Consider the following 24,920-nt stretch of genomic DNA (forward strand, 5'->3'; position numbering starts at 1 on the left):
TCGGTGTTAATGACTTCAGTCGCCATTAAAGCTCACGTATTTTGTTTTTATTACTTGTGTAAGCAATATGATACTCTTTCGCGAGTTTTAGTTAAACATCACATTTTAGATAGGGTTAATAGATGAACAAATTGACGCAAAAAGCTGTTTTCACCAAGCGTCTTGATTGGAATTTGAGCACAACTGAAGTATTTGCGCTTTTTGAGGATACTCAGTGGGCAATTTTACTCGATTCCGCCAATGCAGATCACTGTGATGCAAAATATGATGTGATCTGTGCCGAACCTATTGCCACTATAGTAACTAAGCTTGAAACAACCACTGTTATTTACTCTCGTAACAGACAGCCCCTTTTTCCTATTGGACAATACAATCAAGCCTGCCAAGTTGAAACTCAGCTATATAACAATACTGATATTTCACCATTTACGCTGTTAAACCAATTACTAAAAGAGCTTTACCCAGAATCTAAAACCAGCTCATTGCCTTTTAGCGCTGGGGCGATGGGCAGTTTTAGTTATGATTTAGGTCGGGGTATTGAGTCTTTACCAATTATCGCAACAAACGATATTGCCTTACCTGAACTCAATGTAGGTTTTTATGACTGGGCGCTTATTTTTGACTATCAGGATAGCTGCTGGCATTTAGTTCATTATCTATCTGAGCAAGCAATGATAGAACTTGAAGTACGGCTGAATAAACTCACAGATACTTTTCAAGATGAATACCTAACTGAAAAAACTAACTGCACATTTAAATTGACTAGTCAGTGGCATAACCAATTCACAAAATTAGAATATCAGCAGCGTTTTGAGCAAGTACAAAAATATCTGTTAAGTGGTGACTGTTACCAGATAAACCTAACTCAACGCTTCAGTGCCGAGTATCAAGGTAATGAATGGCAAGCCTACAAAGCTCTTCGAGAGACTAATGGCGCACCATTTTCAGCGTTTATGCGATTGCCGCAACATGCATTACTATCTATCTCGCCTGAACGCTTTATTCAGCATCAAGATACTAAAGTGCAAACCAAACCGATCAAAGGCACTATGCCAAGATCTAACGAACCAGAGCGTGATATTGAGCTTGCGCAGCAATTACGTATTTCTGAAAAAGATCGTTCAGAAAACCTCATGATTGTTGACCTCCTTCGTAATGATATTGGCAAGGTTGCGGTCGCTGGTAGCGTTTCAGTACCTAGTTTATTCGACGTAGAAAGCTTTCCTGCCGTCCATCACCTAGTGAGTACTGTTACGGCAACGCTAAAACCAGAACTTAGCCCAACCGATTTATTAAAGGCCTGCTTCCCCGGAGGCTCAATTACCGGCGCACCTAAGATCCGTGCCATGTCGATAATTGAGGAGCTTGAACCCTCAAGAAGAAGTCTCTATTGTGGTTCTATTGGGTATATCAGCCAAGATGGCAATATGGATACCAGTATCACCATTCGCACATTAGTAGCAGAACGAGCAATAGTACAAGGCACGAATATAACCACAGGGATCATTCATTGCTGGGCTGGTGGTGGAATTGTCGCTGATTCCAAGCTTGAGTCTGAGTATCAAGAGACATTTGATAAGGTTAGCCGGATTTTACCAGTACTATCAAACATGGATAGTGCTTCATAACTAAAAGCCGTAATGGGTTAATTCTTAGCTGATAAGTTCCACATATTGGCTAGTATCATCAGTACTTACTACATAATAGGAATATAGCAATGGATTTGGCAGAGTTTAGGGCTCGATATAGTTTGAACACTTTGCCAATGCTGGACTTAATCGACGCTAACCCTAGCGACAACAAATTACGCCAAGCAGCTGTATTAATCGCTATATATGAAATCGATAACCAATTACAGCTTATCCTAACTAAACGGCCACCCCATCTCAGAGCACATCCAGGACAAATTAGCTTCCCAGGTGGTAAAGTTGAACATACGGATGCAAATTATCAAGCTACTGCGTTAAGAGAAGCCGAAGAGGAGATTGGTCTGGTAGCCAGTAATGTTGAGGTCATAGGCGCATTACCGGCACATAAAACATTTACAGGCTTTGAAATCACGCCTTTTGTGGCGATTGTTAAACGTAGTTTTGTGCCCGTTATTGATCCCGGTGAAGTCGATGAATACTTTACCGTACCGCTATCTTTCCTATTAAAACAATATAATCGTCATACACAGAGATTTGAGCGCAGAGGTATAAGTTACCCAGTTCACTTCATTCCATATAAAAAGCATTTTATTTGGGGAGCAACCGCAGCGATGATTGATTTACTTTGTAGGCAGCTGAGTCCCAGCCCACGATAAGCCTTATTTATAGATTGCTCTGCTAAGTGATAAATATGAAGAAATCTTGAGTACTCAGGGAATTCACTACACTACAAAGCGAATATACAAACCAGCAGCCAACGAACATAAAAATAATAACGGAATATTTACCCACCAGCCGAGTCTACTATGTTGGGCGATATAGAAGTTAAATGCTAGATTGACAAAACTAAGTCCCGCACAGATCCAAATGATATGTTCTAGTAAAACGGTTTTACTAGGATCCCATTCAAGCCTAATTTCAGCACCATGACTTTGGTAATAACCAATTGCGGTGTCTGGACGCGCTTGGTCAAATAGCATTAGTGCATAAATAGCCAAAGACCAGCCGATTATCGATAGTGCCGACAGTATAAATTGGAACAATTTTGCTCTATTCATGCAAGCCATCCGTAGTTTTTGTCATGATTGTCGTCAGAATAACAATTTAGGCACCAAGATACCCTACTTTCCACTTGAGAAAAGTGTTTATACAGGTAATATAAACCTCCAAATTATTTAAAAAAACGTTTCGTTGGAGAACTAAGCAACAATGAGCATTACATCTGTCGCTTCTGTGTTTAAAGGTGACTTTGCGATTGGTTCGCAAATCACAGTGCGTGGCTGGGTTAGATCCCGTCGCGATTCTAAAGCTGGGATCTCATTCCTAGCTGTTTATGATGGTTCATGTTTCGATCCTATTCAGGGTGTTGTGCCAAATAATCTAGAAAATTACACCAACGAAGTGTTAAAGCTTACTGCTGGTTGCTCTGTTGTAATGACTGGTGAAGTTGTTGAATCTCCAGGCCAAGGCCAAGCATTCGAGATGCAAGTGACTAAGGTTGAGGTTGCTGGCTTGGTTGAAGATCCAGACACCTACCCAATGGCAGCTAAGCGTCACTCGATTGAACATTTACGTGAGCTTGCTCACCTACGTCCACGCACTAACATTATTGGTGCAGTTGCACGTGTTCGTAACTGTTTATCTCAAGCGATTCACCGCTTTTATAACGAACAAGGTTATATCTGGGTCTCTACACCACTTATCACAGCATCTGATACAGAAGGCGCTGGTGAGATGTTCCGTGTATCAACTTTAGATCTTGAGAACTTACCACGTACTGACAAAGGTACTGTTGATTACGGTGAAGACTTCTTTGGTAAAGAGTCTTTCCTAACGGTATCAGGTCAGTTGAACGCAGAAACTTACGCGTGTGCATTATCAAAAGTTTATACTTTTGGCCCTACATTCCGTGCAGAGAACTCAAACACTAGCCGTCACTTAGCAGAATTTTGGATGGTTGAGCCTGAAGTGGCCTTTGCTAATCTAGATGATGCAGCAAAACTTGCTGAAGATATGCTTAAGTACTGTTTTAAAGCCGTACTAGAAGAGCGTCGTGACGATCTTGAGTTCTTTGCACAACGTGTAGAGAAAACCGCTATTTCTCGTCTAGAAAACTTCGTAACCAGTGATTTCGCGCAAATCGATTACTCTGATGCTATCGAAATTCTTAAAGCTTGTGATAAAGACTTTGAGTACGACGTTGAATGGGGTATCGACTTACATTCAGAGCATGAGCGCTACCTTGCAGAAGAGCACTTCAAGGCACCAGTTGTTGTTAAGAACTACCCGAAAGACATTAAAGCATTCTACATGCGCTTAAATGACGACGGTAAAACTGTAGCAGCAATGGACGTTCTAGCTCCAGGGATCGGTGAAATCATCGGTGGCGCACAGCGTGAAGAGCGTTTAGACGTACTTGACGCGCGCCTTGCTGAAATGGAACTGAGCCAAGAAGATTACTGGTGGTACCGTGACTTACGTCGTTATGGCACAGTGCCACACGCAGGTTTCGGTCTAGGTTTCGAGCGTTTGGTATCTTACGTAACAGGTGTTTCTAACATCCGTGACGTTATTCCATTCCCACGTTCGCCTAAGTCTGCAAACTTCTAGTTATTTTTGGCTAACTAAGGTTAGCGTCTAATGATTGTAAAAGCCTCTCATATGAGAGGCTTTTTTGTAGGATATAATCCTGTCAAATTAGGCCGCTAACATCAATGAATAGACTAATCGTTTAATCCTCGGCGAATAAGTAAATTATCAATATTGGGCTGCTTACCTGTGTAGTTGATATAATCTTGCATTAAATCTTGGCTATTTCCTTTTGAAAGAATCGCTTCTCGGAATTTATTACCATTTTCAAGAGAAAGCCCTCCATTACTATCCATATAAGAAAAAGCATCTGCCGCTAGTACTTCTGTCCATAAATAAGCGTAATAACCTGCTGAATAGCCGCCGCTAAAACTGTGACTAAAATAACTGGTTTTATACCTTGCTGGCACCGTCGCATAATCAATACCGTGCTTAGCCAATACTTTATGCTCAAAGTCTGAAACGTTTTCAATCGGCGTGTCTACGCTAATCGAGTGCCACTCAAGGTCAAGAAGTGCAGCAGCAAGGTACTCTGTTGTATCATGGCCTTGATTAAACTTATGTGATTTAAGCACTTTATCTAGCAGCGGTTTAGGGATAGGCTCACCTGTTTGATAATGTTTTGCGTAATGTGAGATAACCACAGGGTTGATATCCCAGTCCTCGTTAAACTGAGATGGGAACTCTACAAAATCTCTTGCCGTAGCAGTACCCGCAACACTTGGGTATTCAACCTTAGAAAACAGCCCATGGACTGCGTGACCAAACTCGTGAAACATGGTGGTTACTTCATCAAAAGTCATCAATGTCGGACTGCCAACAGAAGGCTTTGGAATATTTAGAGCGTTGTAAACAACAGGTCGATTACCTAACAAACCAGATTGAGTTACAAATTCGTCCATCCAAGCGCCGCCGTTTTTACCTGGCCTTGCATAGGGAGCTAAATAGAAAAGACCAATGGAGCTTGCGTCTTTATCGAACACTTCAAATGCCTTAACATCGTCATTCCAAACAGGTAGATCAGGACGAGGCTTGAACTCTATGCCATAAAGCTTATGCATCGCATAGAACAATCCATCATTAAGAACACGATTAAATTCAAAGTAAGGTTTCAACTGGCTTTCATCGAGATCAAATTTTTGTTGGCGTACTTTTTCAGCGTAAAAAGCCCAGTCCCAAGGCTGCAGTTTAAAGCTTGTCCCTTGCATGACTCTTTGTTGTTTGGTGATTTCTTGTTGTATATCTTGCGATTCTAACTCCGCTTTAGCGATGGCCTTTGGTACCAAGGAATCTAAGATCTCAAATACTGCAGCCGGTTTTTGTGCCATCTGATCGGCAACCGCATAAGCAGCCCACGTTTGGTAACCGAGTAATGTCGCTTTCTCCGCGCGAAGTTTCGCTATCTCGATAGCTAAAGGTCCATTAACATCTATCGCGCGATTAGCTGATGCATGCCATATTTGTTGACGTAACTCGCGGTTAGTTAATTGCGATAATATCGGCTGCCTTGTGGTGTTAACGAGGGTTATCATATACCCCGTTTTTCCTGCCGATGTAGCCGCTCGCTTAAGCGCCGCTATATCGTCAACAGAGAGTCCATCTAGCTGTCCAATATCACTAACCATAATCGCGTCATTTTCAAATGACTTGAGAACATTCTGTGAATATTCAGCAGTTTTATTGGCTAGCGCTGCATTGATAATACGAACTCGAGCTTGCTCATCGATGGAAAGCTTAGCGCCTGCTCGAACAAATTTATTATAGTAAATAGCTGTTAGTCGTTGCTGCTCTCGCGTTAATAATTGCTTTTTATAAACAGTTTCAATTCTAGAAAAGAGAGCTTGATTAAGATAAATATTGTCGGTATGCCGCGTCAGCTCTGGAGTAATTTGAGCTTGGATCTTCTGCATCTCATCATCAGAGTTTAATCCTAATAAGCCAAAAAAAATCCGCGAGACTTGATTCAGCTCTTGGCCCGAGGCTTCCATTGCTACAATGGTATTATCAAAATTGGCCAAGGATGGATTATTAATGATCGCATCTATCTGTTCATCATGCAGTTGCATACCCACTTTAAAAGCTGGTAAATAATCACTGTTATTAATTTTATCGAATTGGGGAGCGTGGTCTTGTAACGGACTTGGATAAAGCAACACGTTTTGGATTGGTATTACTGCAGTTTGGACCGCATTAGTTAGGTTTAGCTTCCTAGCCTTAACCGCATCAGTTGACTCTACAGTGCAGCCAGATAATACAAATGACATCCCTGTAGCCAGGGCAATCCCCAGGGTGATATGATTTTTACGCATATAGATCTCCTTCTTTTTTGAGTTATTCTGTCGTTATATTTCTTCTGATTACGCTCTCATAACTGACTCATTAGTAACGGGACACATCATGTATTCCCGTCCTAAAAATCAACTTAAGTAAGAACCCGTTTATGGGTTATTCCAGTGTTTAATGTGTGAAAGGCGTTTGCGCCACTTGTTGAAAATCCAGCGCCATGGTGATACTTAGCGCTGTTATGGTAAGAATTGAAAAACCAAAAACTTGTCTCGCCCACGTCTGTAAGTTAATTCCTTGCCGATAACCTTTTAGCGCCATCGCCAGCCACCATAAGCTGGTAGCACAAGTAACGGCCATAAAGGTTATTCCGGTATACCCAGTTAATGGCAGTAAGCTACTGACCAAAGCAAAAACTGCTATATAAAGCACAATATGCAATTTAGCTGTGGTCATGCCTTTAGCTATGGGTAAAACGGGGATTTTTGCAGCAAGGTAGTCGTCATATCGGAAAATAGCTATCGCATATGAATGCGGCATCTGCCAAAGACTAAACATCACTAACAAGATAACCGCGCCAATATCCAACTTACCTGTAACCGCGCAGTAGCCAACTACTGGAGGCACAGCCCCAGAGAAACTGCCGACTAATGTGCCGTAGACCGAACGACGTTTCATGTACAGGCTATAGAAACCCACATAAACTAGGTAACCGACGGCAGCAAACAATAAAGCGGTTGCATTGGTGAAATACGCCAAAGCCCAAAATCCTGCTACACCAAGTAAGCCAGCCAATGCCAATATGCTACCTAACGACGCCTCGCCAGTAGCAGTCACCCGATTACACGTACGCTGCATTTTTACGTCGATATCTCGGTCAATACAGTTATTCACCGCGCAACCTGACGCTACGACTAAAGACAATCCGATTAGAGTTGCCAGCATCAAGCCCACATTGACATCCCCTTTTGCTGCCAGCAAAAAGCCTCCAGCAACAGAAATTAAATTTCCAAGAATGATCCCAGGCTTAGTGATTTGGACATAACCTAATAGATTCGCCTTATAGCGAGTTAATACAGCTGGTGGCGTAGTCAACGGTGTTGATATCAACTGACTTATATTTTTCATTATCAATTTCTCGCTACATCATCAATGCATTCGCAGCGTAGATAATCCACACTGACAAGCCTACGACCATGACAATAACCAAGGCAGTAAATAGGAATGAGAATGTATTGAGGCGACCCTTTGTCGAAAAATCCAAATGCAAAAAGTACTTTAGATGCACAACGATTTGTACGATAGCCGTTACAAGCACAACCGCAATGGTGATCTGCTTATCAAATGGCGCCTTCATCACCGACCAAAAAGGAATGGCGGTTAAGATGATCGACAGCACAAAGCCGATTAAGTAGGACTTAATCTCCATATAAATTGAATCAACTTGCTCGATATTATTCAACTTTGATTGGCTCATGAAATAACCCCTAATAAATACACAAGCGTAAAGACGCAGATCCAAACAATATCCAGAAAGTGCCAAAACAGACTTAAACAATTTAAGCGGGTAATACTGCGATTATTTAGACCGGTTTTTAGTATTTCGACCATCATAATGGCCATCCAAATTAGCCCAGCAGTAACATGTAAACCATGCAAGCCAACTAGCGCAAAAAATGAGGATAAAAACGCACTCCGCTGGGGACCATGGCCAGCCATAATCAAATGGTGAAACTCATACACCTCCATACCAATAAATACGCAGCCCAACGCAAAAGTCACTAACAACCAACTTAAGGTGGCTATACGCTTATTGCGTTTGGCACAAATAAAAGCGAACCCAAAGGTAATACTGCTAAATAACAGGGAGAGGGTTTCAAATAACACAAAGTTCAATTCAAATATGTCTTTACCTGACACACCGCCATCTGTATTCATGTACAGCACTGCATACGTTGCAAATACTGACGCAAATAAAATGCAATCCGTCATCAAGTAAAGCCAAAAGCCAAACAGTTTTGTATCATCGCTATCATGATGCTCAACCGGATCAGCAGATAACACTTGTTGCGTCATACGCTCCGTTGCGATCTCCATATTCATACAGCCCCCTTTGCTACGGCATCTAAATGCGCAGCCTCAATTGCGGTGATCTCATCACCTTGAACGTAATAATCGTGTCCATTGCTATAAGCTCTAACGAGGAAAACGATAAAGGCGCCCATCAAACCAGCAATAGCTAGCCAGAGAATGTGCCACACAGCAGCAAAACCAGCGGCGGTCAGTGCGAGCGCGATTAACACACCACAAGCGGTATTTTTTGGCATATGGATTGGTTGGTATTGTGCGTAACGCTGGTAAGCGATGCCTTTTTCTTTCATATCTGTAAATGCATCAATATCAGAAACCGTTGGGGTTACTGCAAAATTATAGAACTGAGGCGGTGAAGCTGTTGACCATTCAAGTGTATGCCCGTTCCAAGGATCACCAGTAGTATCAAGGTTTTGCTCGCGGTCACGAAAGCTCACATAGAGCTGAACAAACTGCAAAACAATACCAGCAAAAATGATAAACGCGCCCACTGCGGCAAAGTAGATCCAAAAATTCCAATCCGGGTTATCGGTGTAGCTAATTCGACGTGTCATACCTAAGAAACCAAGGACATACAAAGGCATAAAAGCAACGTAAAAACCAACTTGCCAACACCAGAATGAGGCCTTTCCTAAACGTTCATTTAAGGTAAAGCCCATTGCTTTTGGGAACCAATAAGCAAATCCGGCTAAATAGCCAAACACAGCGCCGCCCACAATAGTGTTATGAAAATGCGCAATCAAAAACAGACTATTGTGCAATACATAATCAGCGCCCGGCAGTGCTAGCAGCACACCAGTCATGCCGCCAATGGTAAAGGTGGTCATAAAACCTAAGGTCCATAACACGGGTACTGTCACTCGGAGACGGCCACGATAAATGGTAAATAACCAGTTAAATAACTTCACCCCAGTCGGTACAGCAATAACCATGGTCATCACCCCAAAAAAGGCATTGACATTAGCGCTAGACCCCATAGTAAAGAAGTGATGTAACCAAACAATAAAGCCTAAAATAGAGATAGCACCGCTCGCCCAAACCATAGACTTATAGCCAAATAAACGTTTTGAGGTAAAGGTCGAAATTATTTCAGAGAAAATACCAAAGGCCGGTAAAATAAGAATATAGACCTCAGGGTGTCCCCATGCCCAAAATAAGTTGATGTACATCATGGCGTTACCGCCACCGGCATTGGTGAAAAAGTGAAAATCCATATAACGATCAAGCGTTAGCATTGCCAACAACGCCGTCAAAATTGGAAATGAGGCCACAATTAAGATGTTGGCCCAAGTGCAGGTCCAAGTGAAAATAGGCATTTGCATCAATTTCATGCCCGGAGCACGCATTTTCAATACTGTGGCAATAAAGTTGACGCCTGTAAGGGTCGTTCCTATGCCGGAGATCTGCAGCGCCCAGATATAATAATCAACTCCGACTCCTGGACTAAATGCCAATTCAGACAAAGGTGGATAAGCTACCCAGCCCGTTTTGGCAAACTCACCTAAACCCAGTGAGATATTGATCAAAACCGCACCAGAGGCGGTGAGCCAGAAACTTAAATTGTTTAAAAATGGGAAGGCCACATCACGAGCACCAATTTGTAGTGGCACCACTAGGTTCATCAGACCAATCATAAATGGCATAGCCATAAAAATGATCATAATCACCCCATGAGCAGTGAAGATTTGATCATAGTGCTCTGGTGGTAAGTACCCCGCCGCGCCGTTAGTGGCAAGCGCCTGCTGGGTTCGCATCATAATGGCATCAGAAAATCCTCTGATCAGCATGACCATAGCCAATACGATGTACATAATCCCTAAACGTTTATGGTCAACAGAAGTGAACCAATCATTCCATAGCACGTTCCACTTTTTATATTTAGTAATAAGACCTGCAATCACAATCCCAATAACGGCTACGGCTGCTAATGTCACCATAATAATAGGTTCGTGATACGGTATAGACTCTAAAGTGAGCTTTCCAAAAATAGACATGGTTACTTTGACTCCCCATGTTTAGCGGGCATATGCCCTGAATGTTGTGACATATCCATGCTGGGTTCCATGTACATATATTGCATAACGATATGGTTGAACATGCCTTTACTCGCGTGGCCATAATATTGAACGGGATTGTTTTCACTCGGTTTAGCCAACAGCTGGTAACTTTGCTCGTCCAGTTTTAGATCATGACCTTTCACCTTAGCAACCCAAGCATCGAACTCTTCAGGAGTCGCTGTGGCTATCGCTTTAAATTTCATTCCTGCGAAACCAGCACCACTGTAATTGGCAGAAATACCATTGAATGTCCCAGCTTCGTTGGCGATTAAATGCAGCTGAGTTGCCATACCCGCCATTGAATAAATTTGACTACCTAGTTGCGGAATGAAAAATGAGTTCATCGCGGTATCAGAAGTTATTTTAAAATTAACCGGAACATTGGCAGGAAAAGCCAATTCATTAACAGAAGCGATCCCCAGTTCAGGGTAGATAAATAACCATTTCCAATTAAGCGAAACCACTTCTACCTCAATGGGCGTAGCTTCGTGTTTTAATGGTTTGTAGGGATCAAGTTCATGGGTGGATACCCAAGTAATGACGCCTAAAATTACAACAATAACTATGGGGACGAACCACACGACAGTTTCTATCAGTGTTGAATGAGCCCATTTAGGCGTGTATATCTCGTGATCTCGACCGTCGCGATATTTCCATGCAAAAAACAACGTCATGAAAATAACCGGAATGACAACAATCAACATTAGCAGCGTGGCAATAACAATGAGGTTTTTCTCATCGATACCTATTTGTCCCTTAGGATCTAACACGCCGCCTGCGCAGCCACTAAGCAATATCGAAAATATTGCCAAAGTCGCTTTACTCAAACTTTTAATAAACAAAGGAAGATTCCTCTAACCTTAAAGCTTTATCTCTCTGTAGACAGGACAACACTTGCACTACAGCATTGGCTATTATCTTTATCACGCAGTTATAGCCATGCTTAATACGCACAGGTATGACCATGTATATTTATGATTTTATTTGATAATAGCTATGTGCTAAAAAACAAAAAGCCAAAGCGACTCTTAATCTTTTATCAACAAATTAAAGGTGTGTTTCTAAATAATAGAATTTACAAACACTGAGAAAAGTAAGGTGGAGCGCGGCAACCGTGTGCGACAGCCACTTGTGAGGAAGTTGGGGCAAGGTGCGTAATTGGCGTTTGCTTGTGGATCAGGAGATCGTTCAGCAGTTTATGAATATAGCGAACGAGGCGCCATAATTGTTCGACAACGATTGGGTTAGTCAGCAGTAAACTGGCAAAACTAACGCCCAAACATTCTAAAATAAAGCTGTCACCTAGCGCGATTAATTCACTAACATCAACCAATGCGCCAAGACTTTCTGAGAATAAAAGTAAAATCAGCCCATTTACAAACAGGGAATAACTAACTTTTTTTACATTAGATTCTTCTGTCAAGCGTGACAATGTCGTAATCCATTGCTGTGAAGAAGTTAATTTCAAACAATATCCTGCTTATTGAGTGCCGTTGATAAATGCGAGCAATTCGTTAATGCACTTGTAAAAATTGCACACTATACAGTCAACATTTCATTATTTAAGAGAGTAAGTACGAATCAAACTCATTAACCGTACCCTCGTAAATGTGGAGAGTAGCAAGAAGCAATCACAAAATGAAAGTCACTTTCTGCTTAAAATGCTTATTTATATTAAATAAACCTTAATAAACACACTCAAGATCCAACTCGTTAACGGATTTAACAAAATAAAAACTACTCAGCTCTCAAAAAAACCGACCAACCAGACCTAGGTCACCCCAAGCAACCAGCACAAGTCGACCACCTCACACTTTAATGAATTAACGCTCAAATAATAGCGCTCCATTACCTAGGCATTTAACAGATTAAGAACTTAAAACGATTTCAGCGACAGCTAAAAATCAATCAAAAATTGTGAGGTACATCACTTATTAAGCAGTTTTGGGTCAATTTGTCTAAGGGGATATTATTTTGATGATCCAGCTCAACTGCTTTAAACCTGCTTTGTGTACTATCCCACAAAGGTCCGTAAAGCTTGACGCATATCAAGAACCATCGCATTTATGAGGCCTAGACTGTTTTGGTTGAGCAAATTCCTTATAAATAAAAAAAGGTTTAACCATGGAAACACATGAAGCCCTTTATCAGCAAGGTTTAGCGCGAATAGAACAACTTCGCCAGCTAGAACCACGTGGTAGTGAAACGCTACAGCAAAAAATGCAACAAAACGGCATAACCCGTCGCGACTTTATGAAATGGAGCGCTGCAGTCACTGCTATGCTCGCTTTGCCATTGCCTTTTAGCACTTTGGTCGCTGAAGCTGCGGAGCTTGCTGATAGAGTGCCACTCGTTTGGTTACACCTCGCTGAATGTACTGGTTGTTCCGAATCTTTGATCCGTACCGATAGCCCCAATCTCGATACCCTTATCTTTAAACATGTTTCACTCGAATACCACGAAACCTTGATGGCCGCTGCGGGCTGGCAAGCAGAAGAAAACCTTGAGCATGCGCTAAAAGCCTATAAAGGCAATTACCTGCTTGCGGTTGAAGGTGCTGTACCAACCGCTAATAACGGTGCCTACTTAACGGTAGGCTGTAAAGGCCATACTGGATTACACATAGTTAAAGAAGCCGCAGAAGGTGCGGCAGCGATTATCTCTGTCGGCACCTGCGCCGCCTTTGGTGGTATTCAAGCAGCAGCACCGAATCCAACTGGTGCCAAAGGTGTTTACGAAGTTGTCGATAAAACCGTGATTAACTTAGGCGGTTGTCCACCGAGTGAAAAGAATATTGTCGGCACACTGATGTACTTCATTATGTTCGGCAAGCTCCCTGCCCTTGATATGTTTAATCGTCCTAAGTGGGCTTATGGGGCGCGCGTACATGATAACTGCGAGCGCCGGGGCCGCTTTGATGCCGGCGAATTTGTAGAAGAGTTTGGCGATCAAGGCGCTAAAGATGGTTATTGCTTATATAAAGTCGGCTGTAAGGGCCCGTACACCTATAACAACTGCCCTACAGAGCGATTCAATCACCACACCAGCTGGCCCGTGCTTGCAGGCCATGGCTGTATTGGCTGCTCAGAGCCAAGTTTCTGGGATGATATGGCTGACTTTGAAAAACCTTTAGGCAGACAATTACTGCATGGTTTAGATGCCACCAGTGACACCATAGGCGCAGTTATTTTGGGTGCCACCGCAGTGGGAATTGGCGCGCATGCTGTCGCCAGTATTTTTGCCAAGCCTGAAGAGGAATAATCATGAGCAAACGTGTAGTAATCGATCCTATCACTCGTATTGAAGGTCACCTTCGTGTAGAAGTCGAAGTTGACGAAAATAATGTCATTCAAAAAGCTTGGTCTTCTTCAACGTTATGGCGCGGTATTGAAGTGATTCTCAAAGGCCGTACGCCTATGGATGTCGGGCTAATCGTGCAGCGTATTTGTGGTGTCTGTACCTATTCTCACTACCGCTGCGGTACTGAAGCCGTTGAGCATGCGTTAGGGGTAAAAATTCCACTTAACGCAAAGTATTTACGTAGCTTGATGCAAACATCCTTGTATATGCACGACCATATTGTGCATTTCTATCACTTACATGGCCTTGACTGGGTAGATGTGGTTTCAGCGTTAAGTGCAGACCCAGCATTAGCCGCCCAAGAAGCAATGAAGTACACCGAAAACCCTATTGCTGCAGGTGAAGGCGATCTCAGAGCGGTACAACAAAGGGTTAAAGGCTTAGTTGAAACCGGCAAGCTTGGTCCTTTTGCTAATGCTTATTGGGGTAATGGAACTTATAAGTTCACACCAGAACAAAACCTCATTGCGCTATCTCATTATCTAAAAGCACTTGAAGTTCAACGCGTCGCTGCAGAGATGCTTGCTATCTTTGGCGGTAAATCACCGCACCCACAATCAATCGTAGTGGGTGGTGTGACGTCTGTCCGAGATATGTTAAGCCCCGCTCGCTTACAAGAGTGGAAACAAAAACATGAAATGGTGCATGACTTCATAATTCGCGCTTATAAAGCGGATATTGTTATGGCTGCAGCGGCATTTGGTAGCGAGCCGAGTGTACTGGGTGGCGTCAATATCAAAAACTTCTTAGCTTGTGACGACTTTTTACTTGGAGATAACCAGTACCTGTTTAACCAAGGTGTGATCATGAATGGCGATCTTGCCAATGTCAGCGATCTTAACCCAGACATGATTAAGGAAGATGCTACCCACGCTTGGTATAAAGCGGATGCACCGCAGCATCCATATGATGGAACAACCGTCCCTGATTACACTGGTTTTGTTGAGCGCGACACCGTATACGGCAAGCTGCCTACCGTTGATGGCGACGGCAAGTACACTTGGGTTAAATCACCGAGATACAATGGGGAACCTGTTGAAGTTGGGCCTTTAGCTTGTCTATTAGTTAGCTATGCCCGTGGCAATCAAGTCGTCGTTGATGCAGTCAATGGCTTACTTGAAGCAACTGGCTTACCCGTTGAAGCACTGTTTACCACCTTAGGCCGTACAGCTGCGCGTATGCTACAGACCGTCATTGTCGCTGAAGAAGGGTTAAAGACTTTCGACGCCATGCTAACCAACATGCAGTCTGATGAAGCGACCTACGTTAAACCTGAGATTGACTCAAGCAAAGAGTATGTTGGCCACGCCATGATTGAGGCGCCGCGCGGCATGCTTAGTCATTGGATCCGTATCAAAGGCGGTAAAGTTGAAAACTATCAAGCAGTCGTACCCACCACTTGGAATGCTGGACCTGTCGACGCACAAGGCAAAATGGGTCCTTATGAAGCATCGCTGATTGGTTTGAAACTTGAAGATCCAACTAAGCCTTTAGAAGTTATCCGCATCATTCACTCTTTTGACCCTTGCATGGCATGTGCAGTACACGTCATGGATTACAAAGGCCAAAACTTAGGTGAATTTAAAATTGATCCCAACGGATTTTAACCAAGGGGGATAGCATGACAACTCAATCTGCGCCCTACCATAGAGAACTGATCTTTGGTGCAGCAATAAGGATATTCCATTGGCTAAGAGCATTAGCCATTTTGGTACTCATCATCACAGGATTTTATATATCCTGGCCATTTTTAGTGGCTCCTGATAACTCTGATGTATTAGTACAAGGCTATATCCGCGCTGCGCATCAAGTTTTTGGTTTTTTACTGGTAGCTATCACCATAGTACGTGCTTATCTATTCTTTTTTGGTAAAAGCGACATCGAACGCCGCTCCTTTAAAGATGTGATGAGTGTAAAGAGCTGGATCACCCAGCTTAAATCATATCTATGGATGGGACATTTAGACAAAGCTGGAGTATATGGCCCACTACAGTTCGTGACTTACCTAGCAATATCTGTCGTTGCATTATTAATCTGCATTACAGGGTTAGTCTTGTATGCCAATGTATATCACGAAGGTCTAGGTGGCTTATTAGCGCCAATGGCTAATTGGTTAACGGCTTTGATGGGTGGATTAGCACCAGTGCGGATCTGGCATCATTACCTCACTTGGGTATTTATTATATTCGTGGTGATCCACGTTTATATGGCTGTTTGGTCCGGCATTCGCTTTAAGCATAATTCTGTTGACTCTATTGTCTCAGGTTACGATTACCATAAGAAAAAATAAAAGGAAAACATGAAGGTATTGCTACTTGGTATTGGCAATGTCCTGTACGCCGATGAGGGCATCGGCGTACACTTCGTCAATTACATCCAAGAAAACTACAACTTCCATCATCCTATCGAACAACTCGATATTTTGGATGGTGGAACACTTGCCCAAGGTTTAATTCCCACTCTTTGCCAATATGACTACCTAATAGTGGTCGACACGGTTAACGCTAATGGCGTAGCACCAGGTGAAGTGTACTTCTTTGATTTTGACAAGGCTCCCGCTGAAATTGACTGGCAAGGCAGCGCTCACGAAGTTGAGATGCTGCAAACCTTGATCATGATGGACATGGTTGGCGACCGGCCTAAAACTTTTGTGCTAGGTATTACACCTACCGTTCTTGAACCCATGACATTAGGTTTAACCGAACAGATCCTTAGCGCCGTGCCATTAATGGAAACCACTTTATTACGCCATTTAGACTCTTTAGGTTTTACTCACCAACGTATTGCACATATCGATATTAACAGCCTTATTCCCGATTCATACAAACGTGGCCTTACTGCAGATGAAGAATATTAGATTTGAGTTTAACTGTAATCGAGAAGTGCCCTTTTATGGGCACCTATGCAACCAATACCTACACAGCGAACAATTTGATCTTTGCATTGGTCAACAAGGCAACCTTTACTTTATTGAAGCCCAAGGTAGACAAACAGAACTAGAAAACCTTGCAGATACCATTGCCAGTGACTTTTTATTGTCAACGTCGCTTGAACAGCCTCAAATACGCGCTATCGAAAATATGACTGGCACTAAAACCTTATTGCCGCCAAGTGTATTAGATTTAGAATATTGCCAACATTGCCAGCCAAAGTTTGCCGACAATCAGTCAGCCAATTTTGGCGATGTTAATTATCCTTGCCAATGCTGCAACGCGCATCTTCGCTTACCTGCATCGCTCAAAGAAATGAAGCTACAAGGGGTTAAAAACCTCGTTTGCCAATTAGAAAAACATGGCGAATTAACCATAGAACACTATGGCATAAAGCAACGCATTAGCTTTAAGCCGATAGCAAAAGACAACACCGAACAACGATCTTGTTTAATGATTTGTAATCCGAATAATCTAAATGCGCATTTTTCGGTGACCAACCAACAAGTGTTAGCCCTATCAAGTATCGAAAAACCACTTATTACAGCACGCCCTATCGCTAAGCACCCTCGCCTAGAGCAAGCCTTATATGAAATTTGTTTTGCTAAATCTCGACTACTATTGGTGATCTGCGAGATCCTGCGGCAAAAAGGTATCGACTTTGTTTATGTCGAAAATAGCGATAACCCACAAATGGTGCAAATAAATGGTCAGTGGGTCGCGCTGAACGCTGCAGTTGCAAACAGTGTTCATCGTTACCCTGCACACAGAGAGCCTTTACATGACAATGCACAGCAATACTCTTTTGACTATATGGGCGAGGTAAGTTGTCTAGCCAAGTGCAAAAACGATGTTATCGAAGTCAAAGTTATGCACGACAAGCAACAGCGAAGCTCCAAACAACAGCAAAGCCAAGATGCTGCTGCGTGCGCGTTACACGCGAGTTGTATTAAGCAGAAAAAGCCAAAACATAAAGCCGTTATCTATTTTAGTGACAAATTTAATAATCAGATTGTTACCTTGGATGACAAACAAAACACCGACCTCTTTTTCGAGTTCCCTGTTTTACCTAATAACGGTTATGAGATTGTCCACCAGCTTGAACTCTCGCCACAAAAGGCCCTAATAGAGAAATTTAAGCAACAGTTTCCCGAAGATTACATCAATCTCTTATCGTTAAAATTAACGCCACCGACAAACAACGTACAAAGCCTTTGGGCGATTGCCGCGATATTCTTGGGAGCTGTGACTGCAAAGCAAGATATAAACACCCTATCTAAGCAGCAATTAAGTGATTATGTGATTGCAAAGGGTATGTGCCACAAAGGTGCTAACGCGCCTAGAATTGACTTCCCACTAACCCGAGGAGAAGCGTTCCGTAGTTTAAATTGGTGCAAAACATTGGGCAGTATTATTAGCTTCCGTCTTGCTGAAGGCGACAATATCGAAAAGCTGGCTTTTGGGATGCATGACTCCCTTGCTGACTTTATCTGTAACTGGATTGAACATCTAGATCAAAACATTAGCATTAAAACGGTATTGTTATCAGGAAGCGGCTTTGCAAATGAGTTGCTAGGACAACGATTATCACTACGACTCGGGAAAAACTTTTTATTGGAGTGTAATCCTGAGCAAGATCTAGAAGGCGTAAACCTTGCTGTCGGTGCGTTATATTTAAAACGCCGTAGGCACTAATGAATGACGCTTAATAACTTAGTCATGCGTCAACGCATAAAGATTACCGGCATCGTTCAAGGTGTCGGTTTTAGACCGTTTGTCTATCGTCTAGCAACTGAGCATCAGCTCTTTGGCAGCGTCTTAAATAATAGTGAAGGCGTAACCATAGAGGTGCAAGGCAATCAAGCCAGCTTAAACGCCTTCATTAAAAACCTTGAGCATACGCCGCCGCTTGCGCGTATCGACAATCTACACATTCAAACTATTGAGACGGAGCATAACAGTAACCAATTTAATATCATCCACAGTGAAACCAATGCCAAAGCCCATGTTGCCGTATCGAGTGATAAATCGACCTGTGCAGATTGCTTCAAAGAGATTAATGATCCGCATAATCGCCACTATCAATACCCGTTCACCAATTGTACAAATTGTGGACCACGCTATACCTTGATTAAGGCTCTACCCTACGATAGAAAAAACACCTCCATGGCGAGTTTTACTATGTGTGATGCTTGTAGCGCTGCGTACGGTGATCCCTTGGATAGGCGCTACCATGCCCAACCTGTTAGTTGCCCTAGTTGCGGGCCACAACTTAGTTTTAAAACACCCACATTAGCCGTTATTGAGAATAACAATAACGCATTGACCCAAGCCGTAAACCAACTAAAAGCCGGCAAAATCCTCGCGATAAAAGGGTTAGGTGGCTACCACCTTGTTTGCGATGCAACCAATACAAATACCATAGCAATACTAAGACAACGAAAAGTGAGGCCTGCAAAACCTTTTGCAGTCATGGTGGCAAGCAGTGACATAGCAGCGGAACTGGTTAGTGGTAATAGAACCGAATGGCAAACGCTGGCAAGTGCTGAACGACCTATCGTATTAATGCAAAAATTGTCAGCGTCACAATCTTTACCCAATGCTAGTCAAACTTGTTCCATCGGAACACTGAGTCCGCTCGTTGCTCCTGATATCGATAGGCTTGGGGTGTTTTTACCCTATACGCCATTACATCAATTACTGTTAGATGCGCTGAAACGTCCACTTGTTATGACCAGCGCCAATTTAAGTGGTGAGCCGATCATCATCAACAGTGAGGAGATAAGTTCAAAGCTAGGACATGTTGTTGACTACATACTCGACCATGACCGCATCATTTTAAATGGCTGCGACGACAGCGTGGTACAGGTTATCAACGACAAGGTACAAGTTTTACGTCTGGCGCGGGGTTACGCGCCTTTGTCGATCCACACACCTAATCCCATTAAACAACAGACTCTCGCCATTGGTGCACAGCAAAAAAATAGTCTCTGCTTTGGTGTAGAGAACAATCTTTTTCTAAGCCCTTATATTGGTGATATTGTTTCTGTAGAAGCTGAAGATTATTTTCATAAGACCCTGGCGACCTTCACCCGCCTATATCAATTTTCCAGCCGGCATATTGTCCATGATCTACACCCTGACTATATAACCAGTCAATGGGCTGCTGAACAGGCGGAATCGCAAACAGCTAGGACTATTCGCTTAACCTCTGTTCAGCACCATTACGCCCATATTCTTAGCGTCATGGCAGCAAACCAAATGACCACACCAGTGCTAGGTTTTAGTTTCGATGGCACCGGACTTGGCGATGACCACACCTTATGGGGTGGTGAAGTCATCTTATGTGATGTGCATGATTACCAGCGTGTAGCACACATCAAACCGTTTCAATTAATTGGCGGCGAGCAAGCAATAAAACAACCTTACCGAGTGTTACTTAGCCTTTTGCTTGAAAAATACTCAAAGCAAGAATTAACACGATTACAGCTGACCCCATTAGTAAACATCAATTCAAACGAGCTCAATAACCTCACTGCGATATGGGCTAAAAACACCAGTATTAAATGTTCCTCTGTCGGTAGATTGTTTGATGCTGTGGCTGTGCTACTTGGCTTAGTAACGGATATTCAATATGAAGGCCAAGCAGGTATATTGATAGAAACAGCAGCTAACCGTGTTGTTGATGAAAATGATATCAATTTTTATCACAGCAAAAATAGCACAGCGAATGACATTAACTACGCTAGCAACAAGCTATCGATGACTCTGCATTGGCAGGCTAAAGATAGCGTCTGGGACGCATCAGATTTGATAGCGCAACTTGTAGACCACGTCGTCGCCGAGCCACTGACCGAGATACGCACCGCGCTGCTTGCTAAAGCCTTTATGGATGCGATTAGCAATATGGTGTGTGATTCTACAAGGCAACTTAATCCGCTTCATTGGCCTAAGCCCCTAGCAGAGCTGAGCCAGCAAAACCACGTTCCCTATCCCATAGTACTAAGCGGCGGCGTGTTTCAAAATCGCTACTTATTATCGCGTTGTGAAAACAAGCTAAAACAACTGGGTTATGAAGTGCTTAGTAGCCACAAGGTGCCAATCAATGATGGCGGTATCGCTTTAGGTCAACTCTGGTTCGGGATCCACAATCCACCGCCAGCGAATCAAAGCGCTTTTACCTAAGATGAAATCGTTAACGTGAGCAATATCACCAGTTAAGCGATTCAAAGCTGATTTACATCAATGTCGACCACATAAGTGTGATCGACAATGAATTCCTATTTCATAAACGGAGTTATTTATGTGCCAAGACTGCGGCTGTTCGATCACACGCCATGATCACCTTTTAACATCGGGGCATTCTCATTCAAAAACCGATGACAACATTGCCAGTAACCCTCAATTAAACGACAAAACGACGCTCTCCGTTATACATAAAATTCTTGATAAAAATGATATAGAAGCGCAACATAATCGCGACCATTTTAACGCCAAAGGGATCACCGCTTTTAATTTAATGAGCAGTCCTGGTAGCGGTAAAACCACTCTACTTGAGCATTTATATCAACATACACAACAGAAATATGCGGTTATTGAGGGTGACTTAGAAACCTCAAGAGATGCCGATAGATTAAAAGCCAAAGGCATCCCTGCTTACCAAATACAAACTGGGGCCGCCTGCCACTTAGATGCCTTTATGGTACACAGTGCGTTACATCATATTGACCTTGACTCTATCGACATTTGCTTTGTAGAAAATGTAGGAAACTTAGTTTGCCCTGCCAGTTACGATGTAGGTACCCACAAAAATATTGTCTTGCTATCAGTCCCTGAAGGTGATGACAAAATCGAGAAATATCCAGTGATGTTCCGCCGTGCTGACTTAGTATTGGTCACTAAAGCAGATTTGATTGAACACTTTGATTTTAGTATTGAAGAAGCAAAAGCCCAACTTCACAAACTCAATCCCAATGTAGAGTTAATGACAGTTTCCGTTAAACAGCCTGAGTCGTTATTACAAGTCACGGACTGGTTATTAACCCAATGCCAAATTCACAGCAATAGCATTAAAGCACCCAATAACCCTATTACGGATAAAGATAAAAGCGGAGCATTAGCTTAATGTGTTTATCAATCCCTTCTCAGGTCGTCGAAATCCACTTAAACGAGCAAGCTGTAACCGTTGATACCATGGGCGTGAAACGCAAAGTCAGCAGCCACTTAATGACTGAGCCGCTAAGTCTTGGTGATTTTGTGTTAATCCATATTGGATTTGTGATGAACAAAATCGATACTGAAGATGCTATGGCTAGCCTAGCTTTGTATCAAGAAATTGTGCAAAAACTCGAAGCTGAAGAGCGGGAGTCCTAATGATAAATCTTAAAGATCTCTATCAAGGCTTTCGCAATCCTGAAGTAATCAAATCACTGGCTACCGAAATAGCCCTGTTAGCAAAGCAGCTGCCAGATAAAATCAATATTATGGAGGTGTGTGGCGGACATACTCACACCATTATGAAATATGGCTTATCGCAGCTTTTACCAGACAATATCGAGTTTATCCATGGACCGGGTTGCCCTGTCTGCATTATGCCTAAAGAGCGAATCGACCACGCGGCAGCACTCGCCAAGAGGCCGAATACTATTTTAGTTACGCTAGGCGACATGATCCGTGTACCGGGATCAAATGGCAGTTTGTCGCAGTTTAGAGCGCAGGGCTGCGATATTCGGCCAATCTATGATCCGCTCGATACCCTCACAATTGCCAAAGAAAACCCCGATAAACAAGTTATTTTCTTTGCTATCGGCTTTGAAACATCTACGCCAATGACGGCGGTATTAGTCGAGCAAGCCGAGCAACAAGCTATCGATAACCTGTTCTTTCATATTAACCATGTGTTAGTCCCACCCGCGATTGATGCAGTGATGGCTGATGAAAAGGTCAAGGTGAACGCCTTCATCGGTCCCGCGCATGTCAGTGTAATTAGTGGTGCAAAAGTGTATCGAAGTGCGGTCGAGCGTTATCATACCCCGGTGGTGATCTCTGGATTTGAACCTGTTGATGTCATGCAGTCTATTTTAATGATTGTTAAGCAGAAAGTAGATAATAGCGCCAAACTTGAAAACCAATATAGCCGTTCAGTCACTGAAGAAGGTAACTTAGGCGCGCAAGCACTGATTGACCGCTACTTAAGCGTCAGGCCATCTTTTCGCTGGCGTGGGCTTGGTCCTATCGCAAACTCAGCATTAATGCTCAAACCTGAATTTAGCCATAGAGATGCCGAGATACTATTTCAGCAAGACCTACCTCATCAAGAGATAGACGATCATAAAGCCTGCCAATGCGGCGATATTTTACGGGGCTTATGTAAGCCAAAAGATTGTAAAGTATTTGGCCGCGGTTGCTCCCCAGAAACACCGTTAGGTAGCTGTATGGTCAGTTCAGAAGGTGCCTGTAACGCTTATTACCGCTATAACGGAGTCGCATAATGCAGAATAACAACGCGAAACAAGTGCAATTAAGTCATGGCGGTGGCGGCAAAGAGATGAACCGCCTTATTAAAGAGATATTTTTTAACGCCTTTGATAATCCAATTTTACGCAGCGAAGAAGATGCAGCAGTATTGCACTTTGACGGCAATCTAGCCTTTACTACCGACTCTTTTACCGTTGCACCACTGTTTTTTGCTGGTGGCGATATCGGTAAGCTTTCAATTGCTGGCACTGTTAACGATCTCGCCATGATGGGTGCAGAGCCACAATACTTAAGTTGCAGCTTTATTATCGAAGAAGGCTTTGCCATCGACAGTTTAAAAACTATCGTTAACAGCATGGCTTTAGAGCTAAAGAAGTCCTCTGCACGCATTGTCTGCGGAGACACTAAAGTTGTACCTAAAGGCTGCGCCGATGGCGTATTTATCAATACCTCCGGTGTAGGACGTATTTTACACACGGGGATCTCAGTAAAAAACCTACAACTAGGCGATAAGATTATCGTCAGCCGTGATGTAGGCCGTCACGGCGCGGCAATTTTGATGGCGCGTGAAGGCTTAGCCCTTGAGTCTGAATTAACCAGTGATTGCGCAACCCTATGGCCAATAGTCGAGCAGCTGATTGCTGCGAATATCGATATTCATGCCATGCGTGACGCAACCCGAGGCGGATTATCGGCAGTGCTCAATGAGTGGGCAAGTGCATCCGAAGTCGGTATTGAAGTCATTGAAGACGCTGTACCTGTATGTGATGCAGTAAAAGGTCTATGTGAATTGTATGGCTTCGAGCCATTTGATCTTGCTAATGAAGGTACCTTTATCCTCGCCGTCCCCAATGCCAGTGTTGAAGCGACACTAGAAATCATGCAGCGCTTTTGTCACTGCGAACAAGCGGTGGTGATTGGCCAAGTGACAGATACCCGCCAAGGTAAAGTCGTTTTACAAACCCCATGGGGAAGCCAGCGCTATTTGGATGTACCTCAAGGCGAATTATTACCGAGGATTTGTTAGTGCACGAATATTCAATAGTGACCGCTTTAATTGAACAATGTGAGCAACTTGCAGCAAATAATAATGCCACGGCAATTACTCGGGTAGAGATTAAATTGGGTATCTTAAGTGGCGTTGAACCGAGTTTGCTCGCAACCGCATTCGATACGTTTAAACTCGAGGGGATCTGTCGTGATGCCGATTTAGTGATGCAGCTGCAAGATCTCGTGATAGCCTGCAATGATTGCGGCAAACAGACCGAGCATAAACAACGGAATGTACTCTGTGGTCATTGCCAAAGTAGCAATACACACGTACTCGATGGCGAAGATATGATGTTAATGCAACTTGAGCTTGAACAGCTTTAGTTAATACCAAACAGCATAAGCATAAATATTATGGCTAGGCTAGCGGATCAAAAATAGGATTGACCAAACGCCAGAAATCTATAACCATTGCTCGCAATATATCGGTATGA

The 24,920-nt window shown here is 43.0% G+C and carries 22 protein-coding genes; 14 read left to right on the forward strand and 8 right to left on the reverse strand.

Translation table 11 applies throughout. From position 1 onward, the window contains the following. Positions 1-122: 122 nt before the first annotated feature. A complete protein-coding gene (pabB, locus tag AB4298_RS19265) occupies positions 123-1,628 on the forward strand; it encodes an aminodeoxychorismate synthase component I (protein ID WP_371987980.1) in 1,506 nt (501 codons plus the stop codon). An 89-nt stretch (positions 1,629-1,717) separates the two neighbouring features. After that, on the forward strand, positions 1,718-2,305 hold the full coding sequence (locus AB4298_RS19270) for a CoA pyrophosphatase (RefSeq protein WP_371987981.1): 588 nt from the start codon (positions 1,718-1,720) through the stop codon (positions 2,303-2,305). Between the two features lie 66 nt (positions 2,306-2,371). Here the strand turns inward: AB4298_RS19270 and AB4298_RS19275 are convergent, their stop codons facing one another. After that, on the reverse strand, positions 2,372-2,707 hold the full coding sequence (locus tag AB4298_RS19275) for a hypothetical protein (RefSeq protein ID WP_248997208.1): 336 nt from the start codon (positions 2,705-2,707) through the stop codon (positions 2,372-2,374). Between the two features lie 151 nt (positions 2,708-2,858). Here AB4298_RS19275 and asnS point away from each other — a divergent pair, with 151 nt between their 5' ends. Further along, positions 2,859-4,259 carry an asparagine--tRNA ligase gene (asnS, locus tag AB4298_RS19280; protein WP_371987982.1) on the forward strand — a complete coding sequence of 467 codons (1,401 nt, stop codon included), beginning with the start codon at positions 2,859-2,861 and terminating at the stop codon, positions 4,257-4,259. Between the two features lie 113 nt (positions 4,260-4,372). Here the strand turns inward: asnS and AB4298_RS19285 are convergent, their stop codons facing one another. The 7 genes from AB4298_RS19285 to AB4298_RS19315 all read right to left on the reverse strand — a co-directional run bounded on the left by AB4298_RS19285 (position 4,373) and on the right by AB4298_RS19315 (position 12,137). After that, complete coding sequence (locus tag AB4298_RS19285; RefSeq protein WP_371987983.1) at positions 4,373-6,547, reverse strand: M3 family metallopeptidase; 2,175 nt, start codon at positions 6,545-6,547, stop codon at positions 4,373-4,375. Positions 6,548-6,695: 148 nt separating this feature from the next. After that, complete coding sequence (gene cyoE / locus AB4298_RS19290) at positions 6,696-7,649, reverse strand: heme o synthase (RefSeq protein WP_371987984.1); 954 nt, start codon at positions 7,647-7,649, stop codon at positions 6,696-6,698. Positions 7,650-7,662: 13 nt separating this feature from the next. Continuing rightward, positions 7,663-7,998, reverse strand: a complete 336-nt coding sequence (gene cyoD / locus AB4298_RS19295; protein ID WP_220781625.1) for a cytochrome o ubiquinol oxidase subunit IV — start codon at positions 7,996-7,998, stop codon at positions 7,663-7,665. Further along, on the reverse strand, positions 7,995-8,618 hold the full coding sequence (gene cyoC / locus AB4298_RS19300; protein WP_371988069.1) for a cytochrome o ubiquinol oxidase subunit III: 624 nt from the start codon (positions 8,616-8,618) through the stop codon (positions 7,995-7,997). Before cyoC ends, cyoD begins: the two co-directional genes overlap by 4 nt. 2 nt (positions 8,619-8,620) lie before the next feature. Next, a complete protein-coding gene (gene cyoB, locus AB4298_RS19305) occupies positions 8,621-10,606 on the reverse strand; it encodes a cytochrome o ubiquinol oxidase subunit I (RefSeq protein WP_371987986.1) in 1,986 nt (661 codons plus the stop codon). 2 nt (positions 10,607-10,608) lie between these two features. Then, on the reverse strand, positions 10,609-11,511 hold the full coding sequence (gene cyoA / locus AB4298_RS19310) for a ubiquinol oxidase subunit II (RefSeq protein ID WP_371987987.1): 903 nt from the start codon (positions 11,509-11,511) through the stop codon (positions 10,609-10,611). 233 nt (positions 11,512-11,744) lie between these two features. Continuing rightward, positions 11,745-12,137 carry a hypothetical protein gene (locus tag AB4298_RS19315; RefSeq protein ID WP_220781622.1) on the reverse strand — a complete coding sequence of 131 codons (393 nt, stop codon included), beginning with the start codon at positions 12,135-12,137 and terminating at the stop codon, positions 11,745-11,747. Between the two features lie 656 nt (positions 12,138-12,793). On the opposite strand from AB4298_RS19315, the gene hyaA reads away from it, so the two are divergent. The 11 genes from hyaA (at position 12,794) to AB4298_RS19370 (ending at position 24,810) form a co-directional block, all read left to right on the forward strand. Further along, a complete protein-coding gene (gene hyaA, locus AB4298_RS19320) occupies positions 12,794-13,930 on the forward strand; it encodes a nickel-dependent hydrogenase small subunit (protein ID WP_371987989.1) in 1,137 nt (378 codons plus the stop codon). Between the two features lie 2 nt (positions 13,931-13,932). Continuing rightward, positions 13,933-15,636, forward strand: a complete 1,704-nt coding sequence (hyaB, locus tag AB4298_RS19325) for a nickel-dependent hydrogenase large subunit (protein WP_371987991.1) — start codon at positions 13,933-13,935, stop codon at positions 15,634-15,636. 14 nt (positions 15,637-15,650) lie between these two features. Then, the gene (gene cybH / locus AB4298_RS19330) at positions 15,651-16,319 is read left to right on the forward strand and encodes a Ni/Fe-hydrogenase, b-type cytochrome subunit (protein ID WP_220783235.1); all 669 of its coding nucleotides are present in this window, start codon (positions 15,651-15,653) and stop codon (positions 16,317-16,319) included. A gap of 9 nt (positions 16,320-16,328) precedes the next feature. Beyond that, complete coding sequence (locus AB4298_RS19335) at positions 16,329-16,886, forward strand: hydrogenase maturation protease (protein WP_371987992.1); 558 nt, start codon at positions 16,329-16,331, stop codon at positions 16,884-16,886. Next, positions 16,873-18,654, forward strand: a complete 1,782-nt coding sequence (locus AB4298_RS19340; protein WP_371987994.1) for a Kae1-like domain-containing protein — start codon at positions 16,873-16,875, stop codon at positions 18,652-18,654. Before AB4298_RS19335 ends, AB4298_RS19340 begins: the two co-directional genes overlap by 14 nt. A gap of 3 nt (positions 18,655-18,657) precedes the next feature. Next, a complete protein-coding gene (hypF, locus tag AB4298_RS19345) occupies positions 18,658-21,144 on the forward strand; it encodes a carbamoyltransferase HypF (protein ID WP_371987996.1) in 2,487 nt (828 codons plus the stop codon). A gap of 118 nt (positions 21,145-21,262) precedes the next feature. Then, complete coding sequence (gene hypB / locus AB4298_RS19350; protein ID WP_371987998.1) at positions 21,263-22,084, forward strand: hydrogenase nickel incorporation protein HypB; 822 nt, start codon at positions 21,263-21,265, stop codon at positions 22,082-22,084. Further along, entirely contained in the window at positions 22,084-22,332 is a 249-nt protein-coding gene (locus tag AB4298_RS19355; protein ID WP_371988000.1) for a HypC/HybG/HupF family hydrogenase formation chaperone, read from the forward strand. Before hypB ends, AB4298_RS19355 begins: the two co-directional genes overlap by 1 nt. Beyond that, the gene (gene hypD / locus AB4298_RS19360; RefSeq protein WP_371988002.1) at positions 22,332-23,450 is read left to right on the forward strand and encodes a hydrogenase formation protein HypD; all 1,119 of its coding nucleotides are present in this window, start codon (positions 22,332-22,334) and stop codon (positions 23,448-23,450) included. Before AB4298_RS19355 ends, hypD begins: the two co-directional genes overlap by 1 nt. Then, a complete protein-coding gene (hypE, locus tag AB4298_RS19365; RefSeq protein WP_371988004.1) occupies positions 23,450-24,463 on the forward strand; it encodes a hydrogenase expression/formation protein HypE in 1,014 nt (337 codons plus the stop codon). Before hypD ends, hypE begins: the two co-directional genes overlap by 1 nt. Next, on the forward strand, positions 24,463-24,810 hold the full coding sequence (locus tag AB4298_RS19370; protein WP_371988006.1) for a hydrogenase maturation nickel metallochaperone HypA/HybF: 348 nt from the start codon (positions 24,463-24,465) through the stop codon (positions 24,808-24,810). Before hypE ends, AB4298_RS19370 begins: the two co-directional genes overlap by 1 nt. Positions 24,811-24,920: the final 110 nt, after the last annotated feature.

The sequence above is a fragment of the Shewanella sp. 10N.261.52.F9 genome (assembly GCF_041471165.1).
GTDB classification, from domain to species: domain Bacteria; phylum Pseudomonadota; class Gammaproteobacteria; order Enterobacterales; family Shewanellaceae; genus Shewanella; species Shewanella marinintestina.

What these genes read in the sequence shown, in the direction of transcription:
- pabB (WP_371987980.1), top strand. Translation starts at nt 123, where the DNA reads ATGAACAAATTGACGCAAAAAGCTGTTTTCACCAAGCGTCTTGATTGG.
- AB4298_RS19270 (WP_371987981.1), top strand. Translation starts at nt 1,718, where the DNA reads ATGGATTTGGCAGAGTTTAGGGCTCGATATAGTTTGAACACTTTGCCA.
- AB4298_RS19275 (WP_248997208.1), bottom strand. Translation starts at nt 2,707, where the DNA reads ATGAATAGAGCAAAATTGTTCCAATTTATACTGTCGGCACTATCGATA.
- asnS (WP_371987982.1), top strand. Translation starts at nt 2,859, where the DNA reads ATGAGCATTACATCTGTCGCTTCTGTGTTTAAAGGTGACTTTGCGATT.
- AB4298_RS19285 (WP_371987983.1), bottom strand. Translation starts at nt 6,547, where the DNA reads ATGCGTAAAAATCATATCACCCTGGGGATTGCCCTGGCTACAGGGATG.
- cyoE (WP_371987984.1), bottom strand. Translation starts at nt 7,649, where the DNA reads ATGAAAAATATAAGTCAGTTGATATCAACACCGTTGACTACGCCACCA.
- cyoD (WP_220781625.1), bottom strand. Translation starts at nt 7,998, where the DNA reads ATGAGCCAATCAAAGTTGAATAATATCGAGCAAGTTGATTCAATTTAT.
- cyoC (WP_371988069.1), bottom strand. Translation starts at nt 8,618, where the DNA reads ATGGAGATCGCAACGGAGCGTATGACGCAACAAGTGTTATCTGCTGAT.
- cyoB (WP_371987986.1), bottom strand. Translation starts at nt 10,606, where the DNA reads ATGTCTATTTTTGGAAAGCTCACTTTAGAGTCTATACCGTATCACGAA.
- hyaA (WP_371987989.1), top strand. Translation starts at nt 12,794, where the DNA reads ATGGAAACACATGAAGCCCTTTATCAGCAAGGTTTAGCGCGAATAGAA.
- hyaB (WP_371987991.1), top strand. Translation starts at nt 13,933, where the DNA reads ATGAGCAAACGTGTAGTAATCGATCCTATCACTCGTATTGAAGGTCAC.
- cybH (WP_220783235.1), top strand. Translation starts at nt 15,651, where the DNA reads ATGACAACTCAATCTGCGCCCTACCATAGAGAACTGATCTTTGGTGCA.
- AB4298_RS19335 (WP_371987992.1), top strand. Translation starts at nt 16,329, where the DNA reads ATGAAGGTATTGCTACTTGGTATTGGCAATGTCCTGTACGCCGATGAG.
- AB4298_RS19340 (WP_371987994.1), top strand. Translation starts at nt 16,873, where the DNA reads ATGAAGAATATTAGATTTGAGTTTAACTGTAATCGAGAAGTGCCCTTT.
- hypF (WP_371987996.1), top strand. Translation starts at nt 18,658, where the DNA reads ATGACGCTTAATAACTTAGTCATGCGTCAACGCATAAAGATTACCGGC.
- hypB (WP_371987998.1), top strand. Translation starts at nt 21,263, where the DNA reads ATGTGCCAAGACTGCGGCTGTTCGATCACACGCCATGATCACCTTTTA.
- AB4298_RS19355 (WP_371988000.1), top strand. Translation starts at nt 22,084, where the DNA reads ATGTGTTTATCAATCCCTTCTCAGGTCGTCGAAATCCACTTAAACGAG.
- hypD (WP_371988002.1), top strand. Translation starts at nt 22,332, where the DNA reads ATGATAAATCTTAAAGATCTCTATCAAGGCTTTCGCAATCCTGAAGTA.
- hypE (WP_371988004.1), top strand. Translation starts at nt 23,450, where the DNA reads ATGCAGAATAACAACGCGAAACAAGTGCAATTAAGTCATGGCGGTGGC.